The sequence below is a fragment of the Neorhizobium vignae genome, assembly GCF_000732195.1.
Taxonomy (GTDB): Bacteria; Pseudomonadota; Alphaproteobacteria; order Rhizobiales; family Rhizobiaceae; genus Neorhizobium; species Neorhizobium vignae.
The window spans coordinates 252,889-276,410 of record NZ_JNNU01000002.1; the positions used below are offsets into that span (position 1 = coordinate 252,889).

The window sequence follows — 23,522 nt, forward strand, 5'->3', positions numbered from 1 at the left end:
AGACCTACCCCGCCCTGCCCGTGGCGAGCGCCACCGCCCAGTCGGCGCGGCCGTTTTCGGCGGCGAGGCGCGACATCGCAAGATGGTCGTAGGCGACGTTGCGGAACTGCGGTGTCCAGCCGGCGGAGGTCTTTTCCAGGATCGCGTAGGACGCCATCGTGTGGCCGGTCTCGACCTTATGGATGTAGGGCATGTCGTCGTTATAGGCCGGGCAGCCGACGCTGCCGGGATTGACGATCAGCCGACCGTCGGAGAGCTGCACCGCCCGAGGAATATGACTGTGGCCGCACAGGATCAGCGGCTGCTGGATGCCTGCCGCCAGCGCCTCGATCTCTTCCAGCGGCTTCAGGAAGACATGGCCTTCGCTGGACACCTGCTCCAGCCAATAGACGTTGTCCGATTGCGGCGTCGCATGGCAGAGGTAGGCCTCGTCCCGATAGACGGCGCTGAACGGCAGCTTGCGCAGCCATTGCAGGTGGCGCGGGGCGAGCTGGGAAAAGGCATGCACCTCCCAGGACGGCATGGCATCCGCCGGGTTCTCGATCAGGTAGCGGTCGTGATTGCCGCGCACCGTCAGCGTCGCCATCGTATCGAGAAGCAGCAGCAGGTCGGCGGTGCGCCCGGCTTCGAGCGGGCCGCTGAGGCAATCGCCGAGATTAACGATGTCGGTGATGCCTTGCGCATGGATATCGGCAAGCACCGCCTCGAGCGCCGCGCAGTTGCCATGGATATCGGCGATCACGGCAAAGCGCATCAGCTCCCCCGATAGGTGGAATAACCATAGGGCGAGAGCAGCAGCGGCACGTGATAATGCGCCGTCGTGTCGGAAATGCCGAAGCGGATCGGGATCACGTCGAGAAAGGCCGGCTCGGCAAGTGCAACGCCCCGGGCTCGAAGATAGGCGCCGGCATGGAAAACCAGTTCGTATTCGCCGGCAAGAAAGGTCTCGCCGATCAGGATCGGCCCGCCATCGACGCGGCCGTCGCTATTGGTGACAATGGTCTTGAGTTTTTCGCGAGTCTCGCCGTTCAGCCGGTAGAGGTCGATCGAAAGCCCCTCCGCAGGCGTACCGCTCGCAGTGTCGAGGACGTGGGTGGTGAGGCCCGTCATAGGCTTGGCTCCGCGATAAAATAGGGGGTGTCGAAGAAGGCCTCCTCGTAGTTCGCAGAGGTATTGTCCCTGTCCACCACCAGGAAATCGCTGACGACGCCGATCGCCATCAGCGGATGATGCCAGGCCTTTGGGAAATAGTTGACGCCCTGGTGCGGCTGCACGAGGAAAACCTGCGGTTTGCCCGGCCGGCCGTCTTCGTCATGGGAAACCGCGATCAGGAACGGTTGGCCCGAGATCGGCGAAAAGCTCTGGCTGGCGAAAGGATGCCGTTCCATCATGGTGATCGCGTAAGGGAACTGCCGCGGCTTGCTGCGGAAGATGCTGAAGATCAGCCGCTCGGGCTCGCCGATCACCACAGGCTCGGCGAGCGCGTGATAACGCTCGGTCGTGCCGCCGTTGATCAGCCGCATGGTCGCCGGATCCGCCTCGATGACATCGCCGAAGGGCGCGAAAGCTTCTCTGGTGAGGGGCAGGATTTCCAGGTATTCGGTCAATTTATTCGCCTTAAGTCATTCACCTTGGGCACGCCAGTTGCGCAGGGAGTCGAGCTGCGAAACCAGGAGCGGCAGGGAGGTTTTCACCGTATCCAGAACGATGGGAAGCTCCAGCTCGTAATAATCATGGACGACGAAATTGCGCATGCCCTTCATTTTCGACCAGGGAATTTCCGGATGATCGACGGGGAAGTCTGGATGATGGGTCATGATCCTGGCGGCACTCTCGCCGATCAGGATCAACGCCATGCCGACCGCCATCTGCGTGCGAATGTCGTCGAGAAACGTTTCCTGCTCCATGCCGGCCACGAACTCGCAGGCCTGAAGTGCTGCGGAGTGCATCTGGTCGAGATATTCCCTCAGTCGGTCAGCACTCATATGGGCGCTGCTTCCGACAGGATCCGGTCACGCATCGAATGGCGGATGCCCCCGGACGTGACGAGATCGACCTTGATCTTCAGCAGCGTTTCGAGCGTGTCCTGCAGCCCGCCGAGGTCAAACAGGGTGGCGCCGGGAAGCGCATCGACAAGGATGTCGATATCGCTGTCCGGTCCGTCCTCGCCACGGGCCACGGAGCCGAAGACGCGTGGGTTGGTCGCATTGAAGCGTTTTGTCGCTTCGCGGATCGCTTCCCGGTTTTTTTCCAGCACTTCCGACGGTCTCATGACGGCGTCACTCCTGATGTCGCCAATATAAGCGACGGAAGGGATCGAGGAAAGCAGCCTCCAAGACCTCAATGTCCCGGAAGCAGCGATTGCAGGCGCAGGAGCGCGATCTTTTCCACCTGGGCGGTGGCGGTGTCGAACTCCTCGTCTACCGAATTGTCGATGCGCTTCTCGAAGGCGGCGAGAATGTCGTCCTTGGTCAGGCCCTTGACCGCGATGATGAAGGGGAAACCGAATTTTTGCGTATAGGCGCTGTTAAGCTCCGTGAACCGGGCGTGCTCGGCAGCGCTCAAGCGGTCCAGCCCGGCGCCGGCCTGTTCCTTTTTGCTGTCCTCGGTGAGTTCGCCGGCAATCGCCAGCTTTCCGGCGAGATCCGGGTGGGCACGCAGCACGCCGAGGCGTTCCTCACGGCTGGCTTTCCGGAAGGTCGAGGTCAGCGCGTCATGCACGCTCTTCGATGTCAGCGGCACCAGCATCAGCCCGGAATCGTAGGCCCGTTCGGCGATGAAGGGCGAGTGCTCGAACACGCCGCCGAACATCGCGACGAAATCCCCGCGGGCGGTCATGGCGTGCCCACCGGCTTGTGGTGTTCGTGCCAATGCCTGGCAATCTCGATGCGCTGCGGGATCCAGACCTTGTCGTGGCTGAGTACATATTCGATGAAACGCTTCAGAGCGGCAGCGCGGCCGGGCCGCCCGACGAGGCGGCAGTGGAGACCAACCGACATCATCTTCGGCGCGCCCTCCTTGCCTTCCTGGTAGAGCACGTCGAAGGCATCCTTCAGATAGGTGAAGAACTGGTCGCCGGCATTGAAACCCTGCGGCGTCGCAAACCGCATGTCGTTGGTCTCCAGCGTGTAGGGGATGATCAGGAACGGCTTGCCGTCGAGGCCCTTGACCCAATAGGGCAGATCGTCCGCATAACTGTCGGAGGAATAGAGGAAACCGCCCTCCTCCATGACCAGCCTCAGCGTGTTGTCGGAAGGCTTGCCCTGGTACATGCCGTAGGGGCGCTCGCCGACGAGCTCGGTATGCAGGCGTACGGCTTCGAAGATATGTTCGCGCTCCTTCGCTTCCGGGAAATCCTTGTATTCCAGCCAGCGATAACCGTGGCTCGCGATTTCCCAGCCGGCTTCCTTCATGGCGGCGACGGCTTCCGGGTTGCGGGCCATGGCGAGTGTCACGCCATAGACTGTGGTCTGCACCTTGAGCTCGGTGAACATTCGCCAGAGCCGCCAGAAGCCGGCGCGGGAGCCGTATTCGTAGATCGACTCCATGTTGAGGTTGCGCTGACCCGGCCAGGGCGCGGCACCGACGATTTCCGACAGCAGGTTCTCCGAGGCCGGATCGCCGTCCATGATCGAGCTTTCGCCGCCCTCCTCGTAATTGATCACGAACTGGACCGCGACATGGGCGCCGCCGGGCCACTTCGGATCGGGAGTGGAACGGCCGTAGCCGACGAGTTCGCGCGGATAGTCTTTTGCCTGCATGGATCACCTTCGACGAATGAGGCCGGACGGTAGCGCACCCGTTCCGGCCATGTCGAGATGGAAACGTCCTCTTAGAGGCCGAGCGCCCGAAGGATCGCGACTGAGGCGACGCCGAGTGCCACGGAAACGAGCATCGGCAGCCGAAGTGCCGCAAAAGCAGTCACGGCACAGGCCATGGTTTCGGCAATCCCGGTGGCAAAAGCGGTCGGCGCGACGACGGCCATCAGCACGGCGGGCGGTATCGATTCGATCACCTTGCGGCGGCTGCCTTCCAGCGAGACGTGGCGAATGAGGACGAGGCCGCTCAGGCGGGTGATCACGGTGGCGGCGGCCATGGAGAGGATGGCGACGAGCGTGGCGAGATCGACGGTCATGGCGTCACCTCCACGTCCCGGGTCTTGCCGGTAATCATCGCGGCTGCGAGCCCGGCGACGGCGCCGGCGGCGATATACCAGACGCCGGGGATGAAATGCTGGGTGGCGACGGCGGCGGCGCCGCTCGCCAGCAGCACGGCCCCGGTCTCCGGCCCTTTCCAGAAGCCCATGACCAGCACGATGAAAACCGCCGGAAAGGCAAAGTCGAGCCCGAGCACCACCGGATCGCCGAGAAAGGCGCCGAGGGCAGCGCCGGCGAACCCCGAAAACACCCAGGCGAGGTAGAAGGGCGCGACGAGGCCTGCGAACCAGGCGGGGGTAAGCTTTGCTACCTTGGCCCGGAATTCCGCCATCGCCCAGATCTCGTCGGCGAGGAACAGCATCGAGAGGTAAGGCGCCGGCTGGTGGAAACCGCCCATTCTGGTGCCGAGCGAGGCGCTCATCAGCACGTGGCGGATGTTGACCAGCAGGGCTGCGAAACCGACGCCGGTCCAGGAGGCCGGATAGGTCCAGATATCCATCGCCACGAATTGCGAGCCACCGGCAAACACCAGCGCGCTCATGAGCCCTGCTTCCACCGGCGACAGGCCCTTGGTGGCCGCAACCGCGCCGAAGACGAGACCGATCGGGATGACGGCGGCGATCAGCGGCGAGATCGCCCGCATGCCGCCCAGAAACTCCTGAAATCTTGTATTGTCATTCACGTCGAAAAACCTCCGATGAGGCGGAGGTCTTTAAAGATCAGGCGGATAACCGTCTTGAACGAAAGTGATCAGCGGGCCCGATACTGTCCCGGAGTCAGCCCGGTGCGGGCCTTGAAGTGTCGGGTGAAATGCGCCTGGTCGGCAAAACCGCATTCAAGGGCGATCTCGGCAGGCTGGCCACCCTCCCTCAAGCGACGTCGCGCGGCACGGATGCGGATATCCGTGAGGAAGGAATGCGGGGTGATGTGGAATTCCTTGCGGAAGGCGCGGATGAGATGGGCGCGGCTGAGACCCGCGACCGTTGCCAACTCCTCCAGCCCCACATCGGAAGCAAAATTCTCGACCAGGTAGTCGCGAGCCTGGCGCACGGCGGTGCGCTCGGTGGTATCGACCGGCACGATGATCGAGCTGCCATGGCGGCAGAACATCGCATCCAGCACCAGGAACATCGCCTGGCTGGTCTCAAGCGCGCCGGAGCCCTCTTCCAGCGTCCGGTGCGCCTTGTGGAAAGCGTCGGCGAGCGCCTGGTCGTGAAGGATCTGCTTGCCGAAGGCCGGCGTGCCCTGGAAGGATTTGCCGGTGACGTCTTCGAGGATTTCGCGAAACAGCGCCATGTCCGGATAGATCATCCGGTAGCGATAACCGCCGTCGCCGGGCGCGCCGTCGTGGATCTCGCCGGGATTGATGAGATAGAGATCACCCGGCCCCGAGCTTTCGCTTATGCCGCGGATGGTCGCCACCTGCGCGCCGCGTTCGATGGCGCCGATGCTGAACGTGTCATGCGCATGCGGCGCGAATTCATGGGTGAGGAATGTGGCGGACAGGCATTCCATGCCGCCGAAACGGCTGTCGCGCCAAAAGCGGGTGATTTCCGCCGGGGCGAGCGGCATGTGGTCGGCTGCCTGTTCCTGGGAGACATTCTGCGTCGCGCGGATATAGCAGATTTCCGCGCCGCTCTCTTGAACAAAAGTGACCGTTTGAGCCCTTTCAGGCGATCTTGCGTGCCGCCACGCGGCCCATCGGGTGCAGCGAATGCACCTGGAAGGGCGCGCCGGGCTCCTCCTCGATGAACAGCGCCAGATTGGCGATTTCGACCGGCTTTTTCAGATAGGGCTCGAAATAATCGCGAAGCGCCAGATCGAAACGCGGCATTTCGACCGGCGACAGCGGGCCAGTCAGGGTCATGTGGAAGCGGAATTCGTCCATCACGTAAGGATGGCCCCAGCGGTGCAGGTTGGCGAATTGCGGCGCCGAGAGATCACCAGAATCGCTGCGCTCCAGCTCGGCTTCGCTCAGCGGCGTGCGGAAATTGTCGAACTCCTGGACGACGGAAGCGGCGAGAAACCGGGCGGTATCGCACGGGACGACCGGCGCAAGGCCGAAGAAATTGCCGAGCCGGACGACTTCGAGCTTCGGCAGCTCGAACGGGCTGTGGGTACCCGCAAAACGCATCAGGTGGCGCAGCAGCATCGGCTCGGTGACGTCCGGCGCCAGCCGGAACGGCGCCTTCAGCGTCGCATGGAAACCGTAGCGACGCGGCAGCGCGGTATTGAAGGCGATGTCGTGAATGCCGATGCCGCGGATCGCCGGCGGTTCCATCGCCTCGCCCGAAAAGGCATTGCGACCGAGCCACTGGGCCGCGGCAAGCGTCAACGGATCATGCGCCGGAGGCGTGAAATGAATGGCATAGCGCATGCGTCACCTTCTGAACGTCCTTTTCAGCAACCCCGTGTTTTACGCATTGCTCAACAATCCCTGCCGTGGGGGTTAAGTGATTTGCGTGACAGAATAACGACGCGAAGGACCGAAAGTTCGCGTTTAACGCGAGGCGACGGCAAGGTGACTGGCGAGCGTGAACGACGCCGGAAGCCGCATTTCCCGGCCGTTCAGGGCGTTGAGGGCGGCATCGGCCAACCTGTGCGCGATACCGAAGCTCACCTTGAAACCACCTGTGAGCGTGATCACTCGGGCGTGATCGGGATGGGCGCCAACCATGGGATCGCGGTCGATCGCCTTCGGCCGCAAGCCCGCCCAGCGTTCGACGACCGGGGCCCGGGCCAGGGCCGGCACCAGCGCCCGGGCGCGCGCGATGAGCTCGTCCAACTGAGAATCGGTCGAGGACGGGTCGTCGAAGACATCTTCGCTGGTGCTGCCGACCGCGACGTGGCCGCCCTCATGGGCGACCACATAAAGGCCGTTCAGGAAGATCACCGGCAGAGCGGGGTCGATATCGGCCTTGAGGAGCGCTGCCTGCCCCTTGACCGGCTGGCCGAGCGGATGCTTCAGCGGCGGCGAAATGCCATGAAGCAGCGAAAAAGATCCGTGGCCGGCCGAGACGATACAGTGGCCGAAGGCGACGGTTTCGCCGTTGCGGAATATAATCCTATTCCCCGAGGGGTCGATCGCCTCCGCCTCCAGGCCTTCGACGATCCGAACATTGCCGGCCGTCCGCAGATAAGCGACCAGCGCCGCGACGAGGCCGCGCGGCGAAAGCCGGGCGGCAAACGTGTCATGCACCAGCCCGGCAGCCGCGAATGAGGCATCCGGCCACCCTTTTTGCGGGGGACGGTCGAGGACATGCCAATGGAATCGGCGATCGCCGCGCCGCCAGCAGGCTTCCGCATCGGCCGAGTGCCCGAGCGCGATCTTCCGTAAGTGCGGCTTCGGCAGAGGGATCAGCCGGCCGGAGCGACGGTAGCCGCAGACGACGCCGGTCTCGGCTTCGAGCTCGATGATCTCGTCTTCCAGCGATAGAAGCGCATCGAACTGGAACTGTTTCTTGTCGTTCCACTTGTCGGGCATGTGCGGCATCAGGGCGCCGAGCAGCCCGCCACTCGCCCCCTGCCCCAGCCGTCCCGAATCGACAAGCACGGTACGGATACCGAGCCGCTCGGCCTTGACCGCCGCCCACAGCCCCATGACACCGCCGCCGAGGATGACGAGATCGGCGGAGGCGGGAAGGACATGAGATTGACCGCCGGAGCCGGCAGGATTATCCGCATGTCCCATGAGCGACCGTGATCCTGAAATTCGTGTGACCGAAAGCCAGACCTTGGACTGGCATGACGGCGATATGCCCTATTCGCAAAAGTTTGGCGACCACTTTTATTGCCGCACTGACGGTCGGCTGGAATGCGGCCACACGTTTCTGGCCGGCAACGGCCTGCCGGAGCGCTGGGAAAGGCATCGAACTTTCCGGATCGGCGAACTCGGCTTCGGCACCGGGCTGAACTTCTGCGAGACCTGGCGGCAGTGGAAGCTTGTCCGCCCCGCAGGCGCGAAGCTTCATTTCACCTCGTTCGAGCTTTACCCGATGCAACGCGACGAAATCGACCGGGCACTCGCCCGCTGGCCGGAGATCGATGCGGAGCGGCAGGCGCTGATCGAGGCCTGGCTGGATGCACCCGCCGGCCATGTCGTGATCGACGCCGACGCCCAGACCCGGCTGACGGTCGTCTGCGGCCCCGCGCTCGAAGGCGTCACCGTGGCCGAGGCGGATTTCGACGCCTGGTTCCTCGACGGATTTGCGCCGTCGCGCAATCCGGACATGTGGTCGCCGGAAATCATGCAGGCGATCTACGACAAGACCTTATCCGGCGGTACGTTCGGCACCTATGCGGCCGCGGGCTTCGTGCGGCGGAACCTGCAGGCGGCCGGTTTCACGGTCGAGCGGCGGCCGGGCTTTGCGGGCAAGCGCGAGATGTTGTGCGGCATCAAACCGGCGCCCTGATCCAAGGCAGCCCAACGCAAAACAGCCGGCCCTGAGACCGGCTGCAATCCATTACCTCGCACGGTCAGCTACTGGCAGACGCGCAGGCTTTCCATGTGCCAGCCGCCGTCATAGGCGTTGCGGACGCGGCGGTCCTCGTACCAGCAGCGCGGCCGAGGCGGCGGTGGCGGATCGATGTAACGCGGCCCGCCGTCATTGGCGAGGGCACCGCCGATCAACCCGCCGATGACGCCTGCGGCCAGGCCGCCGGCGATAATGGCGCCGTCATTGTTACGATGTCTGCGAGGAGGCGGAGGACCACGACGGTCATATCGGTCATATCGGTCGTACCGATCGTAGTGTCTGTCCCACTGCTGGGCCGCAGCGTCACTCGCCGGCAATACGATGCTGGTGCAGGCAGCGGCCAGGATCAGCGCCGAGACAATTATCTTCTTCATCACAAGCGTCTCCGTTTCCACCGAGCGCGCCTGCAAACGGCAGGAAAAGGCCCGATATTCCAGAACAATGCACATCCCCTGCTTAACGGTCCCTGAACGGAAAAGCCGCTCGCGGCAGAAAGCCACTGTGACACGATCCACGGGGAGGTCCCGGCCGGCTCTGGAAAGCAGGGCGCCCGGGCGAGGTCCCGTCCCGCCCCGACCGGCGGCGTAACTGGGTTGTCCCTGGTTAACGGTCAAACGCGCGCATGCCGCGCCCGTTCGAGCCCGGACCGCCCTACCCCATCCCCTGGAATTACAAAACACATGCCGGCCAGTATTTCTCGCCACTCATTGTTGGGCCTTCCCGTGCGTGTAGCGCCTTCATACTTTTGCGGGAAAGTTATCGACGCATGCACGGGATCGGAGCATTAGATGAACTTCACGGACTCCCACCATATTCATGTCCTCGGTGGTCAATATGCGGTGTCTGCCGATCCGGATATGATCCTGATGACCGTGCTCGGCTCCTGCGTCTCGGCCTGCATCTATGATACGGTCACCAATATCGGAGGAATGAATCATTTCATCCTGCCGACGAGCGGCGGGCTGGATGTCGCCGAGCGCCCGGAACGTTATGGTGATCTGGCCATGCGCACGCTGGTCGACGACCTTTATGATTTCGGTGCCGAACGCCGAAACCTCAGGGCCAAGCTCTTTGGCGGCCGCACGCGAAAATCGAGCGGCTACGATCCGGGATCTCTCAATTCCGCGTTCGCCAGACGGTTCCTTCTGGAGGAGGGCATCAAGCTTGTCGACACCAGCCTCGGCGACGATCTGGCGCGCTGGATCAGCTTTCAACCGACAACGGGCAGAGTGCAGATGAGGATTACCGACACCATGCCCGTTCCCTCGGTTGCCGGGACGGCGCGGGAGAGGCGATATTGACCGGCTTGGTGACGTCCCCTCGCCGCATGAGCTGGGACTGTAGTCCTGCCGGCCAAGGGTTCCGGCAACCTCCCGGAGAGACGGCTATTCCCGGCCCGTAATCCGCCGGGGATCGTCGATGTAACAGATCAGCGTCGATGCGATCATCAACGCGACATACGAGAAAAACAGCTTCCAGAACATGTCCCAACTTACAACCCGAATGCCCCAGAAGCAGAGGATCAGGACGACAGCAAGCGCGATCGTCGCGGCAACGCAGATGGGGCGAAGGACGGAAACGATGCGGGTAATCATGACGGTTCTCCTAGCTTCCCGAGATCTACCGCACAGCGCCAAGTTGTCCAGCGCGAGCTTCCGCCAGGGTTAACTTCCTTGTGGCAGCAGGCGAGCGCCTCGAGCCGCAAACCCGGCTCAGTTCGAAACGGAACTCACGATCGCACCGCCGAGCCAGTTGCGGACCTTGGCTTCCAGTGCCTCCGGGCTGATCGGCTTGGAAAGATAGTCGTCCATGCCCACCTGGAAGCAGAGTTCGCGGTCGCTTTCGAGCGCATGCGCCGTGACGCCGATGATCGGCGTATGGGTACCCGTCTCCTGTTCGAGCTCACGGATCTTCTGGGTCGCCTGATGCCCGTTCATGACCGGCATCGAGACATCCATGATGATCACCGCCGGATCGTGCTTTTTCCACGCCTCGACCGCTTCCGCACCGTTCTTGACGATCTGGAACAGCCAGCCGGTGGTCTGCAGGATCTGGGTGAAGACGATCTGGTTGACCTCGTTGTCCTCGGCAACCAGCACGTCCAGCGTCGGCGCCGCCTGCATGGGTGGCGTGGAGACCGGCGCCGCCGGCTGTTCGGCAATCACCGGCGTCGAAGCAACCAGCGTCGGTGCGGCAACCGGCGCGATGGTCCGCACCGTCACCTGAGGCCGAGCAGCCGCCTGCTCCGCTTCAACCGTCCGGCGCTTGGTGCGGATCGAGCGGACGACGTCGATGATCGTGCTGCGCAGCAGGTTGGCGCGCGCCGGCTTCATCAGATGGGCCTGGACGTTGAGGGCGGCAAACATGCTGTCGTCGCCGGCCATGTCCATCGAGGTCAGGAAAACCACGCCGGTTCCGTCGAAGCGCGCATCGCGCCTGAGGTGTTTTGCGAAATCGAGCCCGTTCATCTCCGGCATGTGGTAGTCGAGCACGATCGCATCGACGGTGACGCCGATACGGGCGGCTTCGCTGAGGATCGCCAGGCCCTCGGCGCCGCTATCGGCTGCGACCGTGTCGAAGCCCCACATGGTGAGCTGCTCGGTGAGGATACGCCGGTTGACGGCATTGTCGTCGACGACGAGAATCCGGGCGCCGCTGGTATTGATCGGCAGGGTGGTGAGCACATTGCGTTCGCTGACCACCTGGAACGGCAGATGCACGGTGAAGACCGAACCGCGACCGACTTCGCTCGTCACGTCGATATAGCCGCCGAAGAGTTCGGTGAGGCCGGCGGTGATCGCCAGGCCGAGACCGGTGCCTTCGTGGCGGCGCGTCGAGGACGTATCGACCTGCGAGAATTTCTCGAAGACCGATTTCAGTTTCTCTTCGGGAATGCCGAGCCCGGTATCCTCGATGCGGATCGACAGCATCATCTCGCCGGGGCCTTTCGCCTCCGACCTCAGGTCGATGAAGACATGTCCCTTTTCGGTGAATTTCACCGCATTGCCGACCAGGTTGGTGATGATCTGGCGGAAACGGCCCGCGTCTCCCATCACCGTCTCGCGGATGGACGCGTCGCCGCGCACGATGAGCTCGATATCCTTCTCGGCGGCGGAGGAAGACAAAAGCGTCGCCACGTCCTCGATCGCCTCGACAGGATCGAACGGCGCCTTGCGCAGCTTCATCTGGCCGGCATCGATCTTGGAGAAGTCGAGAATGTCGTTGATGATCGTCAGGAGCGCGTTGCCCGACTTGACGATGATGTCGATGAAGGTCTTCTGGCGGGTGTCGAGATTGGACTTGGCGAGCAGTTCCGCCATGCCGAGCACGCCGTTCATCGGCGTGCGGATTTCGTGGCTCATATTGGCGAGGAATTCCGACTTCGCCCGGTCGGCGGCCTCGGCCCGCTGCAGGAGGCGGGTCAGTTCCTCCTCGCGGCTCTTCATTTCCGTGACGTCGGTGAACACTGCCAGCCAGTGGTCGCTGCCGGTCAGCTTGGCCTCGACATGGATCCACCTGCGGCCTTCGATGCGGAAAGCGGCAAAGACCGGCTTGCCGGCTGCGACATTGTCTTCCCAGGCTTGCAGCGTCGCCGTCGCCTCCTCGGGCGTGCCGAGATCGCCGCGCTCGACGCAATGGCGGAAGAGATCGCGCCACTGCCCCCCGGCGCCCACCATCTCGGCCGGCATTTCGAGCATGGCCGGCAGCGCGTCGTTGGAGAAGATGATCTCGCCGTCATGCAGGATGAGCAGCCCTTGCGACATGGCGCTTGTCGCGTCGCGCATCAGCGCGCCGTGGGTCTCAAGCGCGGCGCGGGCTTCCTGGATCTCCTGCTCGCGCTTGCGGACAGCCGTGATGTCCATGTAGCTCAGCAGGATCTTCCCGCCGGAGAGCCGGGTGCCGGAGATGACGATCACCAGACCGTTGGCGCTTTTCACTTCGATCGGCGGCCGCTCCTGGCCATCGGTCAGGGCGGCGATGCGCTCCCGGTAGATTTCCTCGAAGCTCTGCGTCGAGCCACTATAGATGCCGTGGTCGAAATTGACCTTCAGGAAGTCCCGGTAGGAACGGCCGGGCAGATCGAACTGCTCTCCGGCATCCCAGAAGGAATAGAAGGCCGGGTTGGCGTATTCGAACAGGAACTGCTCGTCGAGGATCGCCACGCCCACAGGCATGGTGTGCAGGATCGTCTGCAGATCCTTGCCCATCTTCTCCGCCTTGTTCTGCGCCTCCTTGATGCGGGACACGTCCATGCGCGAACCGACGAGGTTGTGTGCACCGTCATTGGTGGTCACCCGGCGCAGATGCGTGATGACCGGGACGACTGTTCCGTCGGGAAAGGTGATGTCCTCCGACTTCTCGATGTCCTCGCCTGTCATCACCCGGTCGTTCTCGATGCGGAAGCGATCGGCCGCGTCGGGGAACATTTCCGTTTCGGTCTTGCCGAGAAAATGGCTTCTGGGCTTGCCGAGCATCGTCTCGTAGGCGGCATTGGCATAGGTGAGCTGGCGGTCGCTGTTGCGCACGAACACGGGCACCGGCAAGTCCTCGAGGACGGCGCGGAACAGGTCCGTCTCCGAGACATGGCTGCGCAGGAGCATTTCCTGCTCCTTGAATTCGGTCACGTCGTGGCGGATGGCGATCAGCAGGCCGTTTTCGAGGCGCTTGTTGATGCTCCGCAGCCAGCGCCCGTCGGAAAGCTGGTCGGTGCTTTCGGAATAGGGAAGCTCGAACGGCTTCATTCGCTCGGCGATCCACGCGTCCTTGCTCGGCACATTGGGACCGAAACTCGCCGGCGCCACGCGCTGGCGGCGATCATAGGCAAATCCGAGGATATCCTTGAGGGTGATCCCCGGTTGGATATCGATCGAGATCGACGCAAAATGGTTGATGAGCTGGGAATTGCAGTAGAGCAGAACGTTGTGCTTGTCGTAGATGCCGATGCCCATTTCGAGCATGTCGAGGGCGTCGTCGAGAAGCGCATTGTTGAACGGCGCGATGGACTTTGCACCGGTGAGCGGGGTGCCGGCATGCGGGGCAACCACCTTCGGTTCGAACACGGCGTCAATGCCCGGAACCGCCGCAAACGTGCCGAAGAGATAGGTGTGGTCGTCCTCCGTGAGGAAACGCTCGATATGGATCTCATGGCGGACGACGCCCGAGCGGTCGAAGCAGAGCGCCGTCTCGTCGGTGCCGAATACGATCGCCCGGCATTCCTTTTCCTTGCGGTCGGCATCTTCCGAGACGCCTGCAAGGCCGCGGCTGGTATTGCCGGCAAAATCGCTCGGATGCATGCCGAAAAGGCGTGCATAGGCGGCGTTCACCGCCACGTAGATGAGGGCGCTGTCCTTGATGAAGGCGGGCTCGGCGAGATCGTTGATCCGCTCGCACGCCGTTTTCAAGAGTTCGCTTTCCGTGTCCACCTTCCTCCGCTCCTTCGTGCCGGCCGATATCCGGCTCGATTCGTTTGTCTCCCAATCGACTGATAACACCATAGCGAGTGTTAATATCGTGTTGTTGAAACGGTATGACTTATCATTTTTGGCATTTATCAATCGGAAGCTCCGACATGCTGCCGAAAATACAGCCTCAGGTCGAGTAGCAGTGTTGGTCGCCCGCGGCTCTGATGAAGGCCGTAGCGGCGCGATCGGAAGGAAAATCGGAGGCTTAGCCGGATTTGCCCTGCCAAATCTTTTCCATGAGATTGCCACGATCTCGCCATGATGCCCATCGGCGATTGCTCAGGCCTCACGAAAATCAACCGAAAGCGGCATCAAGCTGAACGTCCGTTCAGACTATCGGAAAATCGTCTTCATCAATCCGCCGCCTTTGCACGCCACGATTTCTGGACCCCTTGAGGACAAAAAGGGAAAGGAAAAGACATGTCGGCATTGAAGAAGACGATATCACTCGGCCTCGTCGCACTGTCCGTAGCGGGCGCCCTGACGGCGACGGCTCCGGCGGCAGAAGCCCGCGACCGCCACAATCGCAACGTCTGGCCGGGCGTGGCCGCAGGCCTTGCCGGCGGCATCATCGGCGGCGCGATCGTCGCCGGATCGCAGCGGCCGGCCTATGCCGAGCCCGAATACGTGGAGCCGGAATACGACTACGCTCCCCCGCCCCCGCCTCCTGTCTATTACCGCCGCGCTTATTATCGCGACTACCCGCCGGTCTGCGAACTCGAATGGCGCCGCAACCGCTATGGCGAGCCCTATCGCGTCGAAGTCTGCTCGCGCTGATCCGCTAGGTTTATCGCATACCGACAGAGCCTGTTTCCGCCGCCGGCGGAGGCAGGCTTTTTGCTGTGGTGGAGACATTCTGCGCGCCGTTGCGGCCGTAGCCGCGAAGTCGCTCCATTTCGCGATGGCGAAACATCTGCTTGACTTTTGCCCGGAAAACCACCAAATGCGCTCCAGCTTTCACCTTCCGGCCGCCGCGTGAGTTGGCCCCGCGTCATTAAAGACACCGCGAAGAAGGAACAAGGCGCACAGATAGATCGCCCTCGATCCCGGAGGGTTTAAGCGCTGGAGAGCAATTTCCAACTTGCAAGTTCCCACTTCACGCGGGGTTCTTGACGCCAAAGGCAGACCGGACGGCATGGTGCCAGTTCGGCGATACGCTTTTGGCGCCCCGAAAAGGTATTCGACTTGACGAATTTCCATGAGCTTGGTCTGTCCAAGCAGACCGTAGCCACTCTGTTTGCGCTCGGTTACGAAACACCGACCCCGATCCAGGCCCAGGCGATCCCCCAGCTTCTCGAAGGCCGCGACATGATCGGCCTTGCCCAGACCGGCACCGGCAAGACTGCCGCATTCGGTCTGCCGATCATCGAAATGCTTGCCAAGGACCCGAAGCGTCCTGACAACCGCACCACCCGCACGCTCATCCTTGCTCCGACCCGCGAACTGGTCAACCAGATCGCCGCCAGCCTGAAGAGCTACGTGCGCGGTACGCCGATGAAGATCAACGCCGTCGTCGGCGGCGCCTCGATCAACAAGCAGCAGCTGCAGCTCGAAAAGGGCACCGACATTCTCGTCGCCACCCCAGGCCGCCTGCTCGACCTGATCGCCCGCCGTGCCATCGGCCTGACCGCGGTTCGTTACCTCGTTCTCGACGAAGCCGACCAGATGCTCGATCTCGGCTTCATTCACGATCTGCGCAAGATTTCCAAGATGGTGCCGAACAAGCGCCAGACCCTGCTCTTCTCGGCCACCATGCCGAAGGCAATCGCCGATCTTGCGTCCGACTTCCTCAAGGATCCGGTCCAGGTCTCTGTCACGCCTCCGGGCAAGGCTGCCGACAAGGTCGAACAGTTCGTCCACTTCGTGGTCGGCAAGAACGACAAGACGGACCTCCTGAAGAAGTCGCTCGAAGAAAATCCGACCGGCCGCGCCATGGTCTTCCTGCGCACCAAGCACGGCGCCGAAAAGCTCTCCAAGCATCTCGAGCATATCGGCTTCAAGGTTGCCTCGATCCACGGCAACAAGAGCCAGGGCCAGCGCGAGCGCGCCCTGAAGGCCTTCCGTGACAACGAGATCCGCGTTCTGGTCGCCACCGACGTTGCTGCCCGCGGCATCGACATTCCCGGCGTTACCCACGTCTTCAACTACGATCTTCCGGAAGTCCCGGACGCTTACGTTCACCGCATCGGCCGTACCGCACGCGCCGGTCGCGACGGCATCGCGATTGCCTTCTGCGCTCCCGACGAAGCGCGTCTGCTGCGCGACATCGAGCGCCTCATGAATATCGAGATCACCGTCGCATCCGGCGAACGCCCCGAAGGCGGTCGTCAGCCACGCGGCGGTGCCGGCAACAACAACCGTGGCGGCGCGGCCAATCGCGGCCGGGGCGGCAACGGTCAGGCACGCGGCAACGGCGAAGGCCGTCCCGAGCGCCGCGAACGTCCGGCCCGCAAGCCGTTCTTCGCAGCGGAAGGTGCCGAGGGTGGCGATCGTGCCCAGCGTCCGGCCCGCCCCCAGGGTGACCGCCCGCAGCGCGACAACCGCCGCAACGACGATTTCCGCGGCCAGCGCCGCGGTGAGGACGCGCCGCGCCTGGAAGTCGACAACGACCTGACGACCACGTCGGATTTCCGCCCGGCCAAGAAGCAGTTCGGCTCCCAGAACGGCGAAGGCCGCCCGGCACGCACCGAGCCCCGCAAGGAACACCGCAAGGGCGGCAATGGGGCCCAGAACCCCCATGCCGCACACGGCGCCCATGAACCCGCTGCCCAGCGCAACAACCGCGGCCCGCGCGTCGAAGCAGCCCGCCCGGCCACTGGCAACGGAGGCCCGGTAAAGTTCGGCAACGACAACCGCTCCGGCCAGCAGGGTCGCACGCGCCGCCCGGCGTAACGAGACCACGCATAGGCACCAAGCTTAAAGAGGCCGCTCGCGCGGCCTCTTTTTTTGTCATTTGACTGCAGCGTTTCCGCCGTCCGCATAGAGCGCCGACCCTGCCACGAAGCTCGCCATCGGGCTCGCCAGGAACAGTGCGGCCCGGGCGATTTCCTCGGGCTGAGCGATGCGCTTGAGAGCATGCAGGCCTGCCGCCCATTCCTTTTGCGCCGCGTCGCCGCCCATGGGGGTGTCCGTTCCGCCGGGCAGCAGCGCATTGGCGCGTATGCCCCGCGCTCCGTAGTCGGCGGTAATCCCTTTCACCAGACCCATGATCCCGGCCTTCGATGCGCCATAGGCCCCCATGCCGGGGATGCCGACGCTGGTGCCGACGAAGGTGGAGGTGAAGATGATCGACCCACCGCCGCGTTCGAGCATGGCCGGGATCTGCAAACGGGCGCCGAGGAAGGCGCTCGTGAGGTTCATGGTCAGGGTATGCTGCCACTCCTCCAGCGTCACTTCGCCTAGCGGCTTGTAAGGCCCGACCGTACCGGCGTTGTTCAGGGCGATGTCGAGCCCACCGAACCGGTCAAGCGCGGCTTCGAGCAATGCCCGGTGGGTCTCCTCGTCCACGACGTCGCCTGCCACGGCGACCGCACGGCCGCCGGCCGCCTCGATCTGCGAAACAAGCTTCTGGAGTTCCGCCTCGCCTCGCGCGTTGACAACAACGGCAGCCCCTTCCCGGGCGAAGAGAAGGGCGGCGGCCCGGCCGATGCCGCTTGATGCGCCGGTAACGATGGCAACTTTGTTGGTCAGCATGATGTAGCTCCTCTTGGGTTTACATCCGCTGTCTAAGGGGCCACGGTTCACACCGACACCCGTTTCCTGACCGAATGAAATCCCTTCAGGCCTTCCGGTTCACCATGTAGACGCCCGCCACCACGATCACCGTGCCAACGATCATCGGCAGGGTCAGCGGTTCCCCGAAAAGGATGGCAGCCTCGATCGCCACCACCGGGGGCATCAGGTAGATGAGCGAGGCGGCGCGGGACACCTGGCCGCGGCGGATGAGGTAGAGCAGCAGGCCAACGGCGCCCATGGACAGGCCAAGCACAGACCAGGCCATGGCGAAGATCGCCTCATGCGTCCAGTCGAAGCGCAGGTTTTCAAGGCTGAGCGCCAGTGGGATGGTGACGATCAGCGCGCCGACGAATTGCAGCGTGGCGATCGAGAACAGGTCGCCCTCCTGCAGGTGCCGCTTCTGATAGAGCGTGCCGTAGGTAACCGACGTCATGGCGACGAGGTTGATCAGCACGGGAACCGCAAGTCCGGCCAGTCCGCGCTCGAAGAGGTCGAGAAGCTGCGGCGAGATCGCGATCAGAATGCCGGCAAAACCGAGCGCCAGGCCGACCTTCTGCAAGGGCTTGAGTCGCTCTCCGAGGAAAAGCGGTGCGACCATGGCGGTCAGCAGCGGCTGCAGGCCGGCGATGATGCCGGAAAGCCCGGCCGGCACGCCCTGCCCGATCGCATACCAGACGCCGGCGAGATAGAGCCCGTGCAGGAAAACACCCGAGAATATCGCATGGCCGAGCTGGGCCCGGCTCTTCGGCCATTTTGCCCGCATGATCAGGCAGACCGCGAAAAACGCCGCGGCGGCGAGTGCGTGCCGCCCGGCCAGGAACGTCAGCGGGTCGGCGTGCACCGCCGCATATTTCGCGACGATCCAGCCCGTGGACCAGAGGAAGACGAAGAGGGCCGGAGCCAGGCGGTCGAGCATGATGGGGATGTCCGGCGGAGATTTCGGCAGCGGCCGTTGTCATGGAAGCCGCCTGCTTATTCCCACCCCGTTTCATCGTCAAAGCAGAAAAACTGATGATTGCAATGAGCGGCGCTTGACCACTGCCTGAACAGGACTTGGGCAGCTGATGTTTTTCAAGGCAGGAGACTTATTCACCTCCTCCTAAAGTAGGGAGCTTGCCGAGCGCCAGAATCAGCGCATTTACTGGCGGGGGGAGCGTCGAAGCTGTATTTTTTTGACGCGCGGAATTCTTTTCCGCCAATTGCGCACAGTTCTTGCATTGCCTTCACCGTTGTACTCTTATGGCCAAAAAAGGGGAATGCGCCTTTGGCATTTGACGAAATGTTGACTGCGGAAAACCTTCCGCGACCGCCATACAAGACCTATCATGAATGGTATGCCAGTCAGGATGCTGCGCACCTGATCCGCAAAACCCAGGATGCGGAAAACATATTCAGAAAGACGGGCATCACATTTGCGGTCTATGGACACGCGGACAGTTCCGAAAAGCTCATCCCCTTCGACATCATTCCCCGCATTATCTCGGCTCGCGAATGGCGCAAGCTTGCGCAGGGCATCGAGCAGCGGGTTCTCGCGCTCAACGCCTTCCTCGACGACATCTACCACAAGCAGGAGATCATCAAGGCCGGCCGCATTCCCCGCGCGCTGATCGAGAGGAACGTCACCTTCCTTCCCGAAATGATCGGCTTCAAGCCGCCCGGCGGCGTCTACACCCATATCGTCGGCACCGACATCGTGCGCACCGGCGAGGACCAGTTCTACGTGCTGGAAGACAATGCCCGCACGCCGTCCGGAGTTTCCTACATGCTGGAAAACCGGGAAACCATGATGCAGATGTTCCCCGAACTGTTTACGCTGAACAAGGTGCAGCGGGTCGAGGACTATCCGCGGCTGCTGCGCCAGTCGCTCGCCTCGCTTGCCCCTCCCGGCTGCAAGGGCCGGCCACGCGTCGCGGTGCTGACGCCCGGCATCTTCAATTCGGCCTATTACGAACACTCGTTCCTCGCCGACCAGATGGGCGTCGAGCTCGTCGAAGGTGCCGATCTGAGGGTCATCGACGGACGCGTCAAGATGCGCACCACCCGCGGCTACGAGGCGATCGACGTGCTCTACCGCCGCGTCGACGACGACTTCCTCGATCCGATGACCTTCCGCGCGGATTCGGCGCTCGGCATTCCCGGCATCATGGACGTCTACCGGGCCGGCAACATCACCATTGCCAATGCCCCCGGCACCGGCATCTGCGACGACAAGGCGATCTATTCCTACATGCCCGAGATCGTCGAATTCTATACGGGCCGCAAGGCGCTGCTCGAAAACGTGCCGACCTGGCGCTGTTCCGAGCCCGACAGCCTCAAATACGTACTGGAGCACATCGAGGAACTGGTCATCAAGGAAGTGCACGGTTCGGGCGGCTACGGCATGCTGGTAGGCCCGACCGCCAGCAAGAAGGAGCGCACCGACTTTGCCGAGAAACTGGCGGCCAGGCCGGACAACTACATCGCCCAGCCGACACTGGCGCTGTCCACCGTGCCGATCTTCGTCAACAAGGGGATTGCCCCCCGCCACGTCGACCTGCGCCCCTATGTGCTCGTTTCCGACAAGGTGAAGATCATCCCCGGCGGTTTGACCCGCGTGGCCCTGAAACAGGGTTCGCTGGTGGTCAATTCCAGCCAGGGCGGCGGCACCAAGGACACCTGGGTACTGGAAGATTGAGGTCGTAGATACATGCTCGGAAGAACTGCAAACGGCCTCTACTGGATGTTCCGCTACATCGAGCGGGCGGAAAATATCGCCCGTCTCGTCGATGCTGGCCTGCGCGTATCGCTGACCCGCGCCGGCTCCTCCGACGAGGACTGGCACGGCGTGCTCGAAAGCGCCGGCGTGCGCGAAGCCTTTTCGCAAGTGCATACCGAACTGACCGCGGCGGATGCTATCGACTACCTGCTGCGCGACACGTCGAACCCGTCGAGCGTCATGTCCTGCATCGAATTCGGGCGTAACAACGCCCGCATGGTGCGCACCGCGCTGACCCGCGAAACCTGGGAGGCGACCAACGAATGCTGGATCGACCTGAAGGCCCGGCTTTCCCGCAAGCTGAAGCAGACGGACCTGCCGGAACTGATCGACGTCATCAAGCACCGCTGCGGCCTCATCCGCGGCGCCTTCCACGGCTCGATGCTGAGAAACGACCTCTACAATTTCTCCCGCATCGGCACCTTCATCGAGCGCGCCGACAACACCAGCCGCATCCTCGACGTGAAATATTACGTGCTTCTGCCGGCCGTCAGCCAGGTGGGTTCGGCGCTCGACAATTTCCAATGGGAATCGATCCTGCGCTCGGTCTCGGCCCACCGTTCCTACGGATGGGTCTATGACGGCGAATATCAATCGGCCAACATCGCCGATTTCCTCATCCTGAAGGTCCAGATGCCGCGTTCGCTGGCCTACTGCTACGAGAAGATCACCAGCAACCTCGATTATCTGGCGCAGACCTACGACGAGCGGCTGAAGGCGCATGAGACTGCGGCAGCAATCCGCTCGACGCTGAAGCGTGGCTCGATCTCCGACATCATGGACCAGGGCCTGCACGAATTCCTGGAGGATTTCGTCAGCCGCAACAACCAGCTCAGCGCCGAAATCACCGAAGGCTACCGTTTTTACCAGTAGGCCCAACAGGCACAGGATTTACCGCACATGCGGCTGAAGATTTCCCACACGACCGAATATCTCTATGACGAGCCGGTGCCCTATTCGCTGCAGCGGCTCAGGCTGACCCCGGTCGACGGCCCCGGCCAGAAGGTCATCAACTGGTCGATCACCGTCGATGGCGCCAAGATCGAGGCGGGTTACGCCGACCAGTTCGGCAACCGGGTCGAGCTGGTCTCCACCGAGGGCACCGAACATATGATCCGCATCGTCGCCTCAGGGGAAGTGGAGACCCACGACCGCGCCGGCGTCTTCGGCCCGCACCAGGGTTTCTGCCCGCTCTGGCTGTTCCTGCGCGAGACCGCACTGACCAAGCCCGGCAAGCTCATCCGCGAACTCGCCAGGAGCCTCAAGGGCGACAGCGAGCTTGCCAAGATGCATGCGCTGATGGAGACGCTCCACGAGACCGTCGCCTATACGCCAGGTACGACCGGCACCGAGACCACCGCCGAACAGGCGCTGGAGGCAAAGACCGGCGTCTGCCAGGACCATACCCATATCTTCATCTCGGCCGCCCGCGTACTCGACATCCCGGCTCGCTATATTTCCGGCTACCTGCTGATGGAAGGCACGACCGAACAGGCGGCAACCCATGCCTGGGCGGAAGTGCACCTGCCGGGCCTCGGCTGGGTCGGCTTCGACGCTTCCAACAAGATCTGCCCGAACGACAGCTATGTCCGGGTCGCCTCCGGCCTCTGCTACCGCGACTGCGCCCCCGTCTCCGGCATGCGCCTCGGCCCGGCCGGCGAGAACCTCAAGGTTTCGCTGACGGTGGCGGCGGGGCAGAGGCAGAGCCAAAGCCAGAATGGACAGGAGCAGAGCCAGACGCAGGCGTGATTCAAACTCTTGCGTCTATAGCGTTGAGATAGCCGAGGGTACTGTAGGCACGGATTGCTTCGTCCGCTGTCAGCAGCGGTACGCCCAGGTGGCGCGCGGTTGCTGCGATTATTCGATCCGCTGGATCATTGTGAAAACCACCGGGCAGCCTTACGCTTTCGACCGCAATCGCCGGCTCCAAAGGCACGAGTCTTATCTTGGATGTCCCAGAACCTTACCGGTGTCAGAACAGCAACCGGCCGGCCCCGCTTCGTGATCGTGATGGACTCGCCACTCTCGTTCATTTCGTCGATCAGGCGAAGGCGGGTCGCCTTGAACTCCGCAGCAGCAATAGTCTTTGCTTTCATGACTATATCTCCTGTACAGATTACCACTAAATAGTCATATTCAGCTTCATTCAATACGTCGCAAGCTCGACACCATCTCCGCATGCTCTAGTCCCGCCCCATAAAAGAGGTGGCGCATGCTGTTTGGGCAATCGGTCTTCCAGTCGGTGCTGACGCGACTGAAGCAGGAGCACGGCGAGGACGAGGCCGAAGAGACCGGCACGGGCTTCCGCATCAAGGGGCTCGGCATGGGGTTCGTCGCGCCGGCGGATGACGGCCCGGCGGTGACCGCCACGGGGACCGAGGCCTATTTCGCCTTCCTTCCCGACGTTCCCGAGATCGCAATCGAATCGGTGCTGGCGCAAGAGGAGCCGCAAGAGCCACCACCGGCACCGGTCATCCCCGCCCACCTGTTGCGGCTGACGACCGAGGAGATCGCCGCGGAGCTTGACATCACGGCTGCCGACACGGAGGCGACGCTCGGCGAAAAACGCCGGCATTTCGCCAAGGCCAACCATCCCGACGGGGTTGCGCCGGAATTCCGGGAGAATGCCAATACCCGCATGAAGACTGCCAACCTGCTGATCGACACCGCGATCAAAGGCCTCTTCTGGCGCTAGCTCAGATCCTGGTCCTGCGGCGCATCGACAGGTTTCTCCGCCGGCGGCTTTTTCCTTTCGATGAACAGCTTGTAGGCGGCGTAGGCACCCATGGCGCCGACGATGATCGCCCAGAAGGGTTCTCCGGCAACCAGTTCGAATATCGCCCACGCGGCGCAGACCGCCGGGATCAGCACCCGGCGCCAGAGCGGCTCGTAGAAGGGATGGTTCGGATCGATCATAGTATTACTCCCGGCCAGTCGT

29 protein-coding genes are annotated in these 23,522 nt (G+C 62.8%); 9 read left to right on the forward strand and 20 right to left on the reverse strand.

All coding sequences use genetic code 11. The features are described from left to right. Positions 1-4: 4 nt before the first annotated feature. The 12 genes from GQ59_RS01370 to GQ59_RS01425 form a co-directional block, all read right to left on the reverse strand. Positions 5-754, reverse strand: coding sequence for a metallophosphoesterase family protein (locus GQ59_RS01370; RefSeq protein ID WP_037076599.1), 750 nt, complete (start codon positions 752-754; stop codon positions 5-7). Continuing rightward, positions 754-1,110, reverse strand: a complete 357-nt coding sequence (gene uraH, locus GQ59_RS01375; RefSeq protein WP_037076601.1) for a hydroxyisourate hydrolase — start codon at positions 1,108-1,110, stop codon at positions 754-756. Before uraH ends, GQ59_RS01370 begins: the two co-directional genes overlap by 1 nt. Next, positions 1,107-1,607 (reverse strand): ureidoglycolate lyase, encoded by a 501-nt coding sequence (locus GQ59_RS01380; protein WP_037076603.1) that lies wholly within the window; start codon positions 1,605-1,607, stop codon positions 1,107-1,109. Before GQ59_RS01380 ends, uraH begins: the two co-directional genes overlap by 4 nt. A gap of 15 nt (positions 1,608-1,622) precedes the next feature. Next, on the reverse strand, positions 1,623-1,985 hold the full coding sequence (locus GQ59_RS01385) for a HepT-like ribonuclease domain-containing protein (RefSeq protein WP_037076605.1): 363 nt from the start codon (positions 1,983-1,985) through the stop codon (positions 1,623-1,625). Next, entirely contained in the window at positions 1,982-2,272 is a 291-nt protein-coding gene (locus GQ59_RS01390; protein WP_037076606.1) for a nucleotidyltransferase family protein, read from the reverse strand. The genes GQ59_RS01385 and GQ59_RS01390 overlap by 4 nt, the downstream gene beginning before the upstream one ends. Positions 2,273-2,340: 68 nt before the next feature. Then, on the reverse strand, positions 2,341-2,838 hold the full coding sequence (gene uraD, locus GQ59_RS01395) for a 2-oxo-4-hydroxy-4-carboxy-5-ureidoimidazoline decarboxylase (RefSeq protein WP_037076607.1): 498 nt from the start codon (positions 2,836-2,838) through the stop codon (positions 2,341-2,343). Continuing rightward, a complete protein-coding gene (gene puuE, locus GQ59_RS01400; RefSeq protein WP_037076608.1) occupies positions 2,835-3,761 on the reverse strand; it encodes an allantoinase PuuE in 927 nt (308 codons plus the stop codon). Before puuE ends, uraD begins: the two co-directional genes overlap by 4 nt. Before the next feature lie 71 nt (positions 3,762-3,832). Then, a complete protein-coding gene (locus GQ59_RS01405) occupies positions 3,833-4,135 on the reverse strand; it encodes an AzlD family protein (protein WP_037076609.1) in 303 nt (100 codons plus the stop codon). Then, positions 4,132-4,800: an AzlC family ABC transporter permease gene (locus GQ59_RS01410; protein ID WP_051903733.1), complete on the reverse strand. Its 669-nt coding sequence runs from the start codon at positions 4,798-4,800 to the stop codon at positions 4,132-4,134. The genes GQ59_RS01405 and GQ59_RS01410 overlap by 4 nt, the downstream gene beginning before the upstream one ends. A 107-nt stretch (positions 4,801-4,907) precedes the next feature. Continuing rightward, positions 4,908-5,729, reverse strand: coding sequence for an AraC family transcriptional regulator (locus GQ59_RS01415; RefSeq protein ID WP_037076611.1), 822 nt, complete (start codon positions 5,727-5,729; stop codon positions 4,908-4,910). A gap of 97 nt (positions 5,730-5,826) precedes the next feature. Beyond that, the gene (locus GQ59_RS01420) at positions 5,827-6,534 is read right to left on the reverse strand and encodes a DUF1045 domain-containing protein (protein ID WP_037076612.1); all 708 of its coding nucleotides are present in this window, start codon (positions 6,532-6,534) and stop codon (positions 5,827-5,829) included. Positions 6,535-6,657: 123 nt separating this feature from the next. Then, positions 6,658-7,848, reverse strand: coding sequence for an NAD(P)/FAD-dependent oxidoreductase (locus tag GQ59_RS01425; RefSeq protein WP_037076613.1), 1,191 nt, complete (start codon positions 7,846-7,848; stop codon positions 6,658-6,660). Between GQ59_RS01425 and mnmC2 the strand changes: the two genes are divergently transcribed. Then, positions 7,847-8,569, forward strand: a complete 723-nt coding sequence (gene mnmC2, locus GQ59_RS01430) for a tRNA (5-methylaminomethyl-2-thiouridine)(34)-methyltransferase MnmC2 (protein ID WP_037076614.1) — start codon at positions 7,847-7,849, stop codon at positions 8,567-8,569. The two genes, GQ59_RS01425 and mnmC2, sit on opposite strands and share 2 nt — an antisense overlap. Before the next feature lie 68 nt (positions 8,570-8,637). Here mnmC2 and GQ59_RS01435 read toward each other — a convergent pair whose 3' ends face one another. Continuing rightward, positions 8,638-9,006: a hypothetical protein gene (locus GQ59_RS01435; RefSeq protein ID WP_037078052.1), complete on the reverse strand. Its 369-nt coding sequence runs from the start codon at positions 9,004-9,006 to the stop codon at positions 8,638-8,640. A 414-nt stretch (positions 9,007-9,420) separates the two neighbouring features. Between GQ59_RS01435 and GQ59_RS01440 the strand changes: the two genes are divergently transcribed. Further along, entirely contained in the window at positions 9,421-9,933 is a 513-nt protein-coding gene (locus GQ59_RS01440; protein WP_051903734.1) for a chemotaxis protein CheD, read from the forward strand. An 84-nt stretch (positions 9,934-10,017) separates the two neighbouring features. On the opposite strand, the gene GQ59_RS01445 is transcribed toward GQ59_RS01440, so the two are convergent. Next, positions 10,018-10,227: a hypothetical protein gene (locus GQ59_RS01445; RefSeq protein WP_037076616.1), complete on the reverse strand. Its 210-nt coding sequence runs from the start codon at positions 10,225-10,227 to the stop codon at positions 10,018-10,020. A gap of 117 nt (positions 10,228-10,344) precedes the next feature. Further along, positions 10,345-14,055, reverse strand: a complete 3,711-nt coding sequence (locus tag GQ59_RS01450; protein ID WP_037076618.1) for a response regulator — start codon at positions 14,053-14,055, stop codon at positions 10,345-10,347. Here GQ59_RS01450 and GQ59_RS31710 point away from each other — a divergent pair. From GQ59_RS31710 to GQ59_RS01460, 3 genes are all read left to right on the forward strand, one after another. Continuing rightward, positions 14,048-14,356: a hypothetical protein gene (locus tag GQ59_RS31710; RefSeq protein ID WP_152564185.1), complete on the forward strand. Its 309-nt coding sequence runs from the start codon at positions 14,048-14,050 to the stop codon at positions 14,354-14,356. The genes GQ59_RS01450 and GQ59_RS31710 overlap by 8 nt on opposite strands. Positions 14,357-14,514: 158 nt before the next feature. After that, on the forward strand, positions 14,515-14,871 hold the full coding sequence (locus GQ59_RS01455) for a hypothetical protein (protein ID WP_037076619.1): 357 nt from the start codon (positions 14,515-14,517) through the stop codon (positions 14,869-14,871). Between the two features lie 408 nt (positions 14,872-15,279). Beyond that, the gene (locus tag GQ59_RS01460) at positions 15,280-16,986 is read left to right on the forward strand and encodes a DEAD/DEAH box helicase (protein WP_037076621.1); all 1,707 of its coding nucleotides are present in this window, start codon (positions 15,280-15,282) and stop codon (positions 16,984-16,986) included. A 57-nt stretch (positions 16,987-17,043) separates the two neighbouring features. Here GQ59_RS01460 and GQ59_RS01465 read toward each other — a convergent pair whose 3' ends face one another. Beyond that, positions 17,044-17,787 (reverse strand): SDR family oxidoreductase, encoded by a 744-nt coding sequence (locus tag GQ59_RS01465; protein ID WP_037076624.1) that lies wholly within the window; start codon positions 17,785-17,787, stop codon positions 17,044-17,046. A gap of 85 nt (positions 17,788-17,872) precedes the next feature. Continuing rightward, positions 17,873-18,748 (reverse strand): DMT family transporter, encoded by an 876-nt coding sequence (locus GQ59_RS01470; protein WP_037076627.1) that lies wholly within the window; start codon positions 18,746-18,748, stop codon positions 17,873-17,875. 345 nt (positions 18,749-19,093) lie between these two features. Here GQ59_RS01470 and GQ59_RS01475 point away from each other — a divergent pair, with 345 nt between their 5' ends. The 3 genes from GQ59_RS01475 to GQ59_RS01485 are packed head-to-tail and all read left to right on the forward strand — an operon-like array spanning position 19,094 to position 22,333. Beyond that, positions 19,094-20,503 carry a circularly permuted type 2 ATP-grasp protein gene (locus tag GQ59_RS01475; protein ID WP_037076629.1) on the forward strand — a complete coding sequence of 470 codons (1,410 nt, stop codon included), beginning with the start codon at positions 19,094-19,096 and terminating at the stop codon, positions 20,501-20,503. Between the two features lie 12 nt (positions 20,504-20,515). After that, the gene (locus GQ59_RS01480) at positions 20,516-21,457 is read left to right on the forward strand and encodes an alpha-E domain-containing protein (protein ID WP_037076631.1); all 942 of its coding nucleotides are present in this window, start codon (positions 20,516-20,518) and stop codon (positions 21,455-21,457) included. 27 nt (positions 21,458-21,484) lie between these two features. Then, a complete protein-coding gene (locus tag GQ59_RS01485; protein ID WP_037076633.1) occupies positions 21,485-22,333 on the forward strand; it encodes a transglutaminase family protein in 849 nt (282 codons plus the stop codon). A 1-nt stretch (position 22,334) separates the two neighbouring features. Here GQ59_RS01485 and GQ59_RS30860 read toward each other — a convergent pair whose 3' ends face one another. Together GQ59_RS30860 and GQ59_RS30470 are read right to left on the reverse strand one after the other, a co-directional pair. Then, positions 22,335-22,520, reverse strand: a complete 186-nt coding sequence (locus tag GQ59_RS30860) for a PIN domain-containing protein (RefSeq protein ID WP_244447887.1) — start codon at positions 22,518-22,520, stop codon at positions 22,335-22,337. Further along, entirely contained in the window at positions 22,459-22,680 is a 222-nt protein-coding gene (locus GQ59_RS30470; RefSeq protein WP_051903735.1) for a type II toxin-antitoxin system Phd/YefM family antitoxin, read from the reverse strand. The genes GQ59_RS30860 and GQ59_RS30470 overlap by 62 nt, the downstream gene beginning before the upstream one ends. A gap of 116 nt (positions 22,681-22,796) precedes the next feature. On the opposite strand from GQ59_RS30470, the gene GQ59_RS01495 reads away from it, so the two are divergent. Beyond that, complete coding sequence (locus GQ59_RS01495; RefSeq protein WP_037076635.1) at positions 22,797-23,279, forward strand: hypothetical protein; 483 nt, start codon at positions 22,797-22,799, stop codon at positions 23,277-23,279. Here the strand turns inward: GQ59_RS01495 and GQ59_RS01500 are convergent. Next, entirely contained in the window at positions 23,276-23,500 is a 225-nt protein-coding gene (locus GQ59_RS01500) for a hypothetical protein (RefSeq protein WP_037076637.1), read from the reverse strand. The two genes, GQ59_RS01495 and GQ59_RS01500, sit on opposite strands and share 4 nt — an antisense overlap. Positions 23,501-23,522 lie beyond the last annotated feature (22 nt).

Bases quoted from the DNA above. Each gene is read 5' to 3' on its own strand.
- GQ59_RS01410 (WP_051903733.1), bottom strand. From the start codon at position 4,800: ATGCGGGCGATCTCGCCGCTGATCGCCGCCGTCATCCCGATCGGTCTC.
- uraD (WP_037076607.1), bottom strand. From the start codon at position 2,838: ATGACCGCCCGCGGGGATTTCGTCGCGATGTTCGGCGGCGTGTTCGAG.
- GQ59_RS01445 (WP_037076616.1), bottom strand. From the start codon at position 10,227: ATGATTACCCGCATCGTTTCCGTCCTTCGCCCCATCTGCGTTGCCGCG.
- GQ59_RS30470 (WP_051903735.1), bottom strand. From the start codon at position 22,680: ATGAAAGCAAAGACTATTGCTGCTGCGGAGTTCAAGGCGACCCGCCTT.
- GQ59_RS01500 (WP_037076637.1), bottom strand. From the start codon at position 23,500: ATGATCGATCCGAACCATCCCTTCTACGAGCCGCTCTGGCGCCGGGTG.
- GQ59_RS01425 (WP_037076613.1), bottom strand. From the start codon at position 7,848: ATGGGACATGCGGATAATCCTGCCGGCTCCGGCGGTCAATCTCATGTC.
- GQ59_RS01480 (WP_037076631.1), top strand. From the start codon at position 20,516: ATGCTCGGAAGAACTGCAAACGGCCTCTACTGGATGTTCCGCTACATC.
- puuE (WP_037076608.1), bottom strand. From the start codon at position 3,761: ATGCAGGCAAAAGACTATCCGCGCGAACTCGTCGGCTACGGCCGTTCC.
- GQ59_RS01440 (WP_051903734.1), top strand. From the start codon at position 9,421: ATGAACTTCACGGACTCCCACCATATTCATGTCCTCGGTGGTCAATAT.
- GQ59_RS01385 (WP_037076605.1), bottom strand. From the start codon at position 1,985: ATGAGTGCTGACCGACTGAGGGAATATCTCGACCAGATGCACTCCGCA.
- GQ59_RS01455 (WP_037076619.1), top strand. From the start codon at position 14,515: ATGTCGGCATTGAAGAAGACGATATCACTCGGCCTCGTCGCACTGTCC.
- GQ59_RS01485 (WP_037076633.1), top strand. From the start codon at position 21,485: ATGCGGCTGAAGATTTCCCACACGACCGAATATCTCTATGACGAGCCG.
- GQ59_RS01390 (WP_037076606.1), bottom strand. From the start codon at position 2,272: ATGAGACCGTCGGAAGTGCTGGAAAAAAACCGGGAAGCGATCCGCGAA.
- GQ59_RS01405 (WP_037076609.1), bottom strand. From the start codon at position 4,135: ATGACCGTCGATCTCGCCACGCTCGTCGCCATCCTCTCCATGGCCGCC.
- GQ59_RS01420 (WP_037076612.1), bottom strand. From the start codon at position 6,534: ATGCGCTATGCCATTCATTTCACGCCTCCGGCGCATGATCCGTTGACG.
- GQ59_RS01465 (WP_037076624.1), bottom strand. From the start codon at position 17,787: ATGCTGACCAACAAAGTTGCCATCGTTACCGGCGCATCAAGCGGCATC.
- GQ59_RS01415 (WP_037076611.1), bottom strand. From the start codon at position 5,729: ATGCCGCTCGCCCCGGCGGAAATCACCCGCTTTTGGCGCGACAGCCGT.
- mnmC2 (WP_037076614.1), top strand. From the start codon at position 7,847: ATGAGCGACCGTGATCCTGAAATTCGTGTGACCGAAAGCCAGACCTTG.
- GQ59_RS01495 (WP_037076635.1), top strand. From the start codon at position 22,797: ATGCTGTTTGGGCAATCGGTCTTCCAGTCGGTGCTGACGCGACTGAAG.
- GQ59_RS01435 (WP_037078052.1), bottom strand. From the start codon at position 9,006: ATGAAGAAGATAATTGTCTCGGCGCTGATCCTGGCCGCTGCCTGCACC.
- uraH (WP_037076601.1), bottom strand. From the start codon at position 1,110: ATGACGGGCCTCACCACCCACGTCCTCGACACTGCGAGCGGTACGCCT.
- GQ59_RS01370 (WP_037076599.1), bottom strand. From the start codon at position 754: ATGCGCTTTGCCGTGATCGCCGATATCCATGGCAACTGCGCGGCGCTC.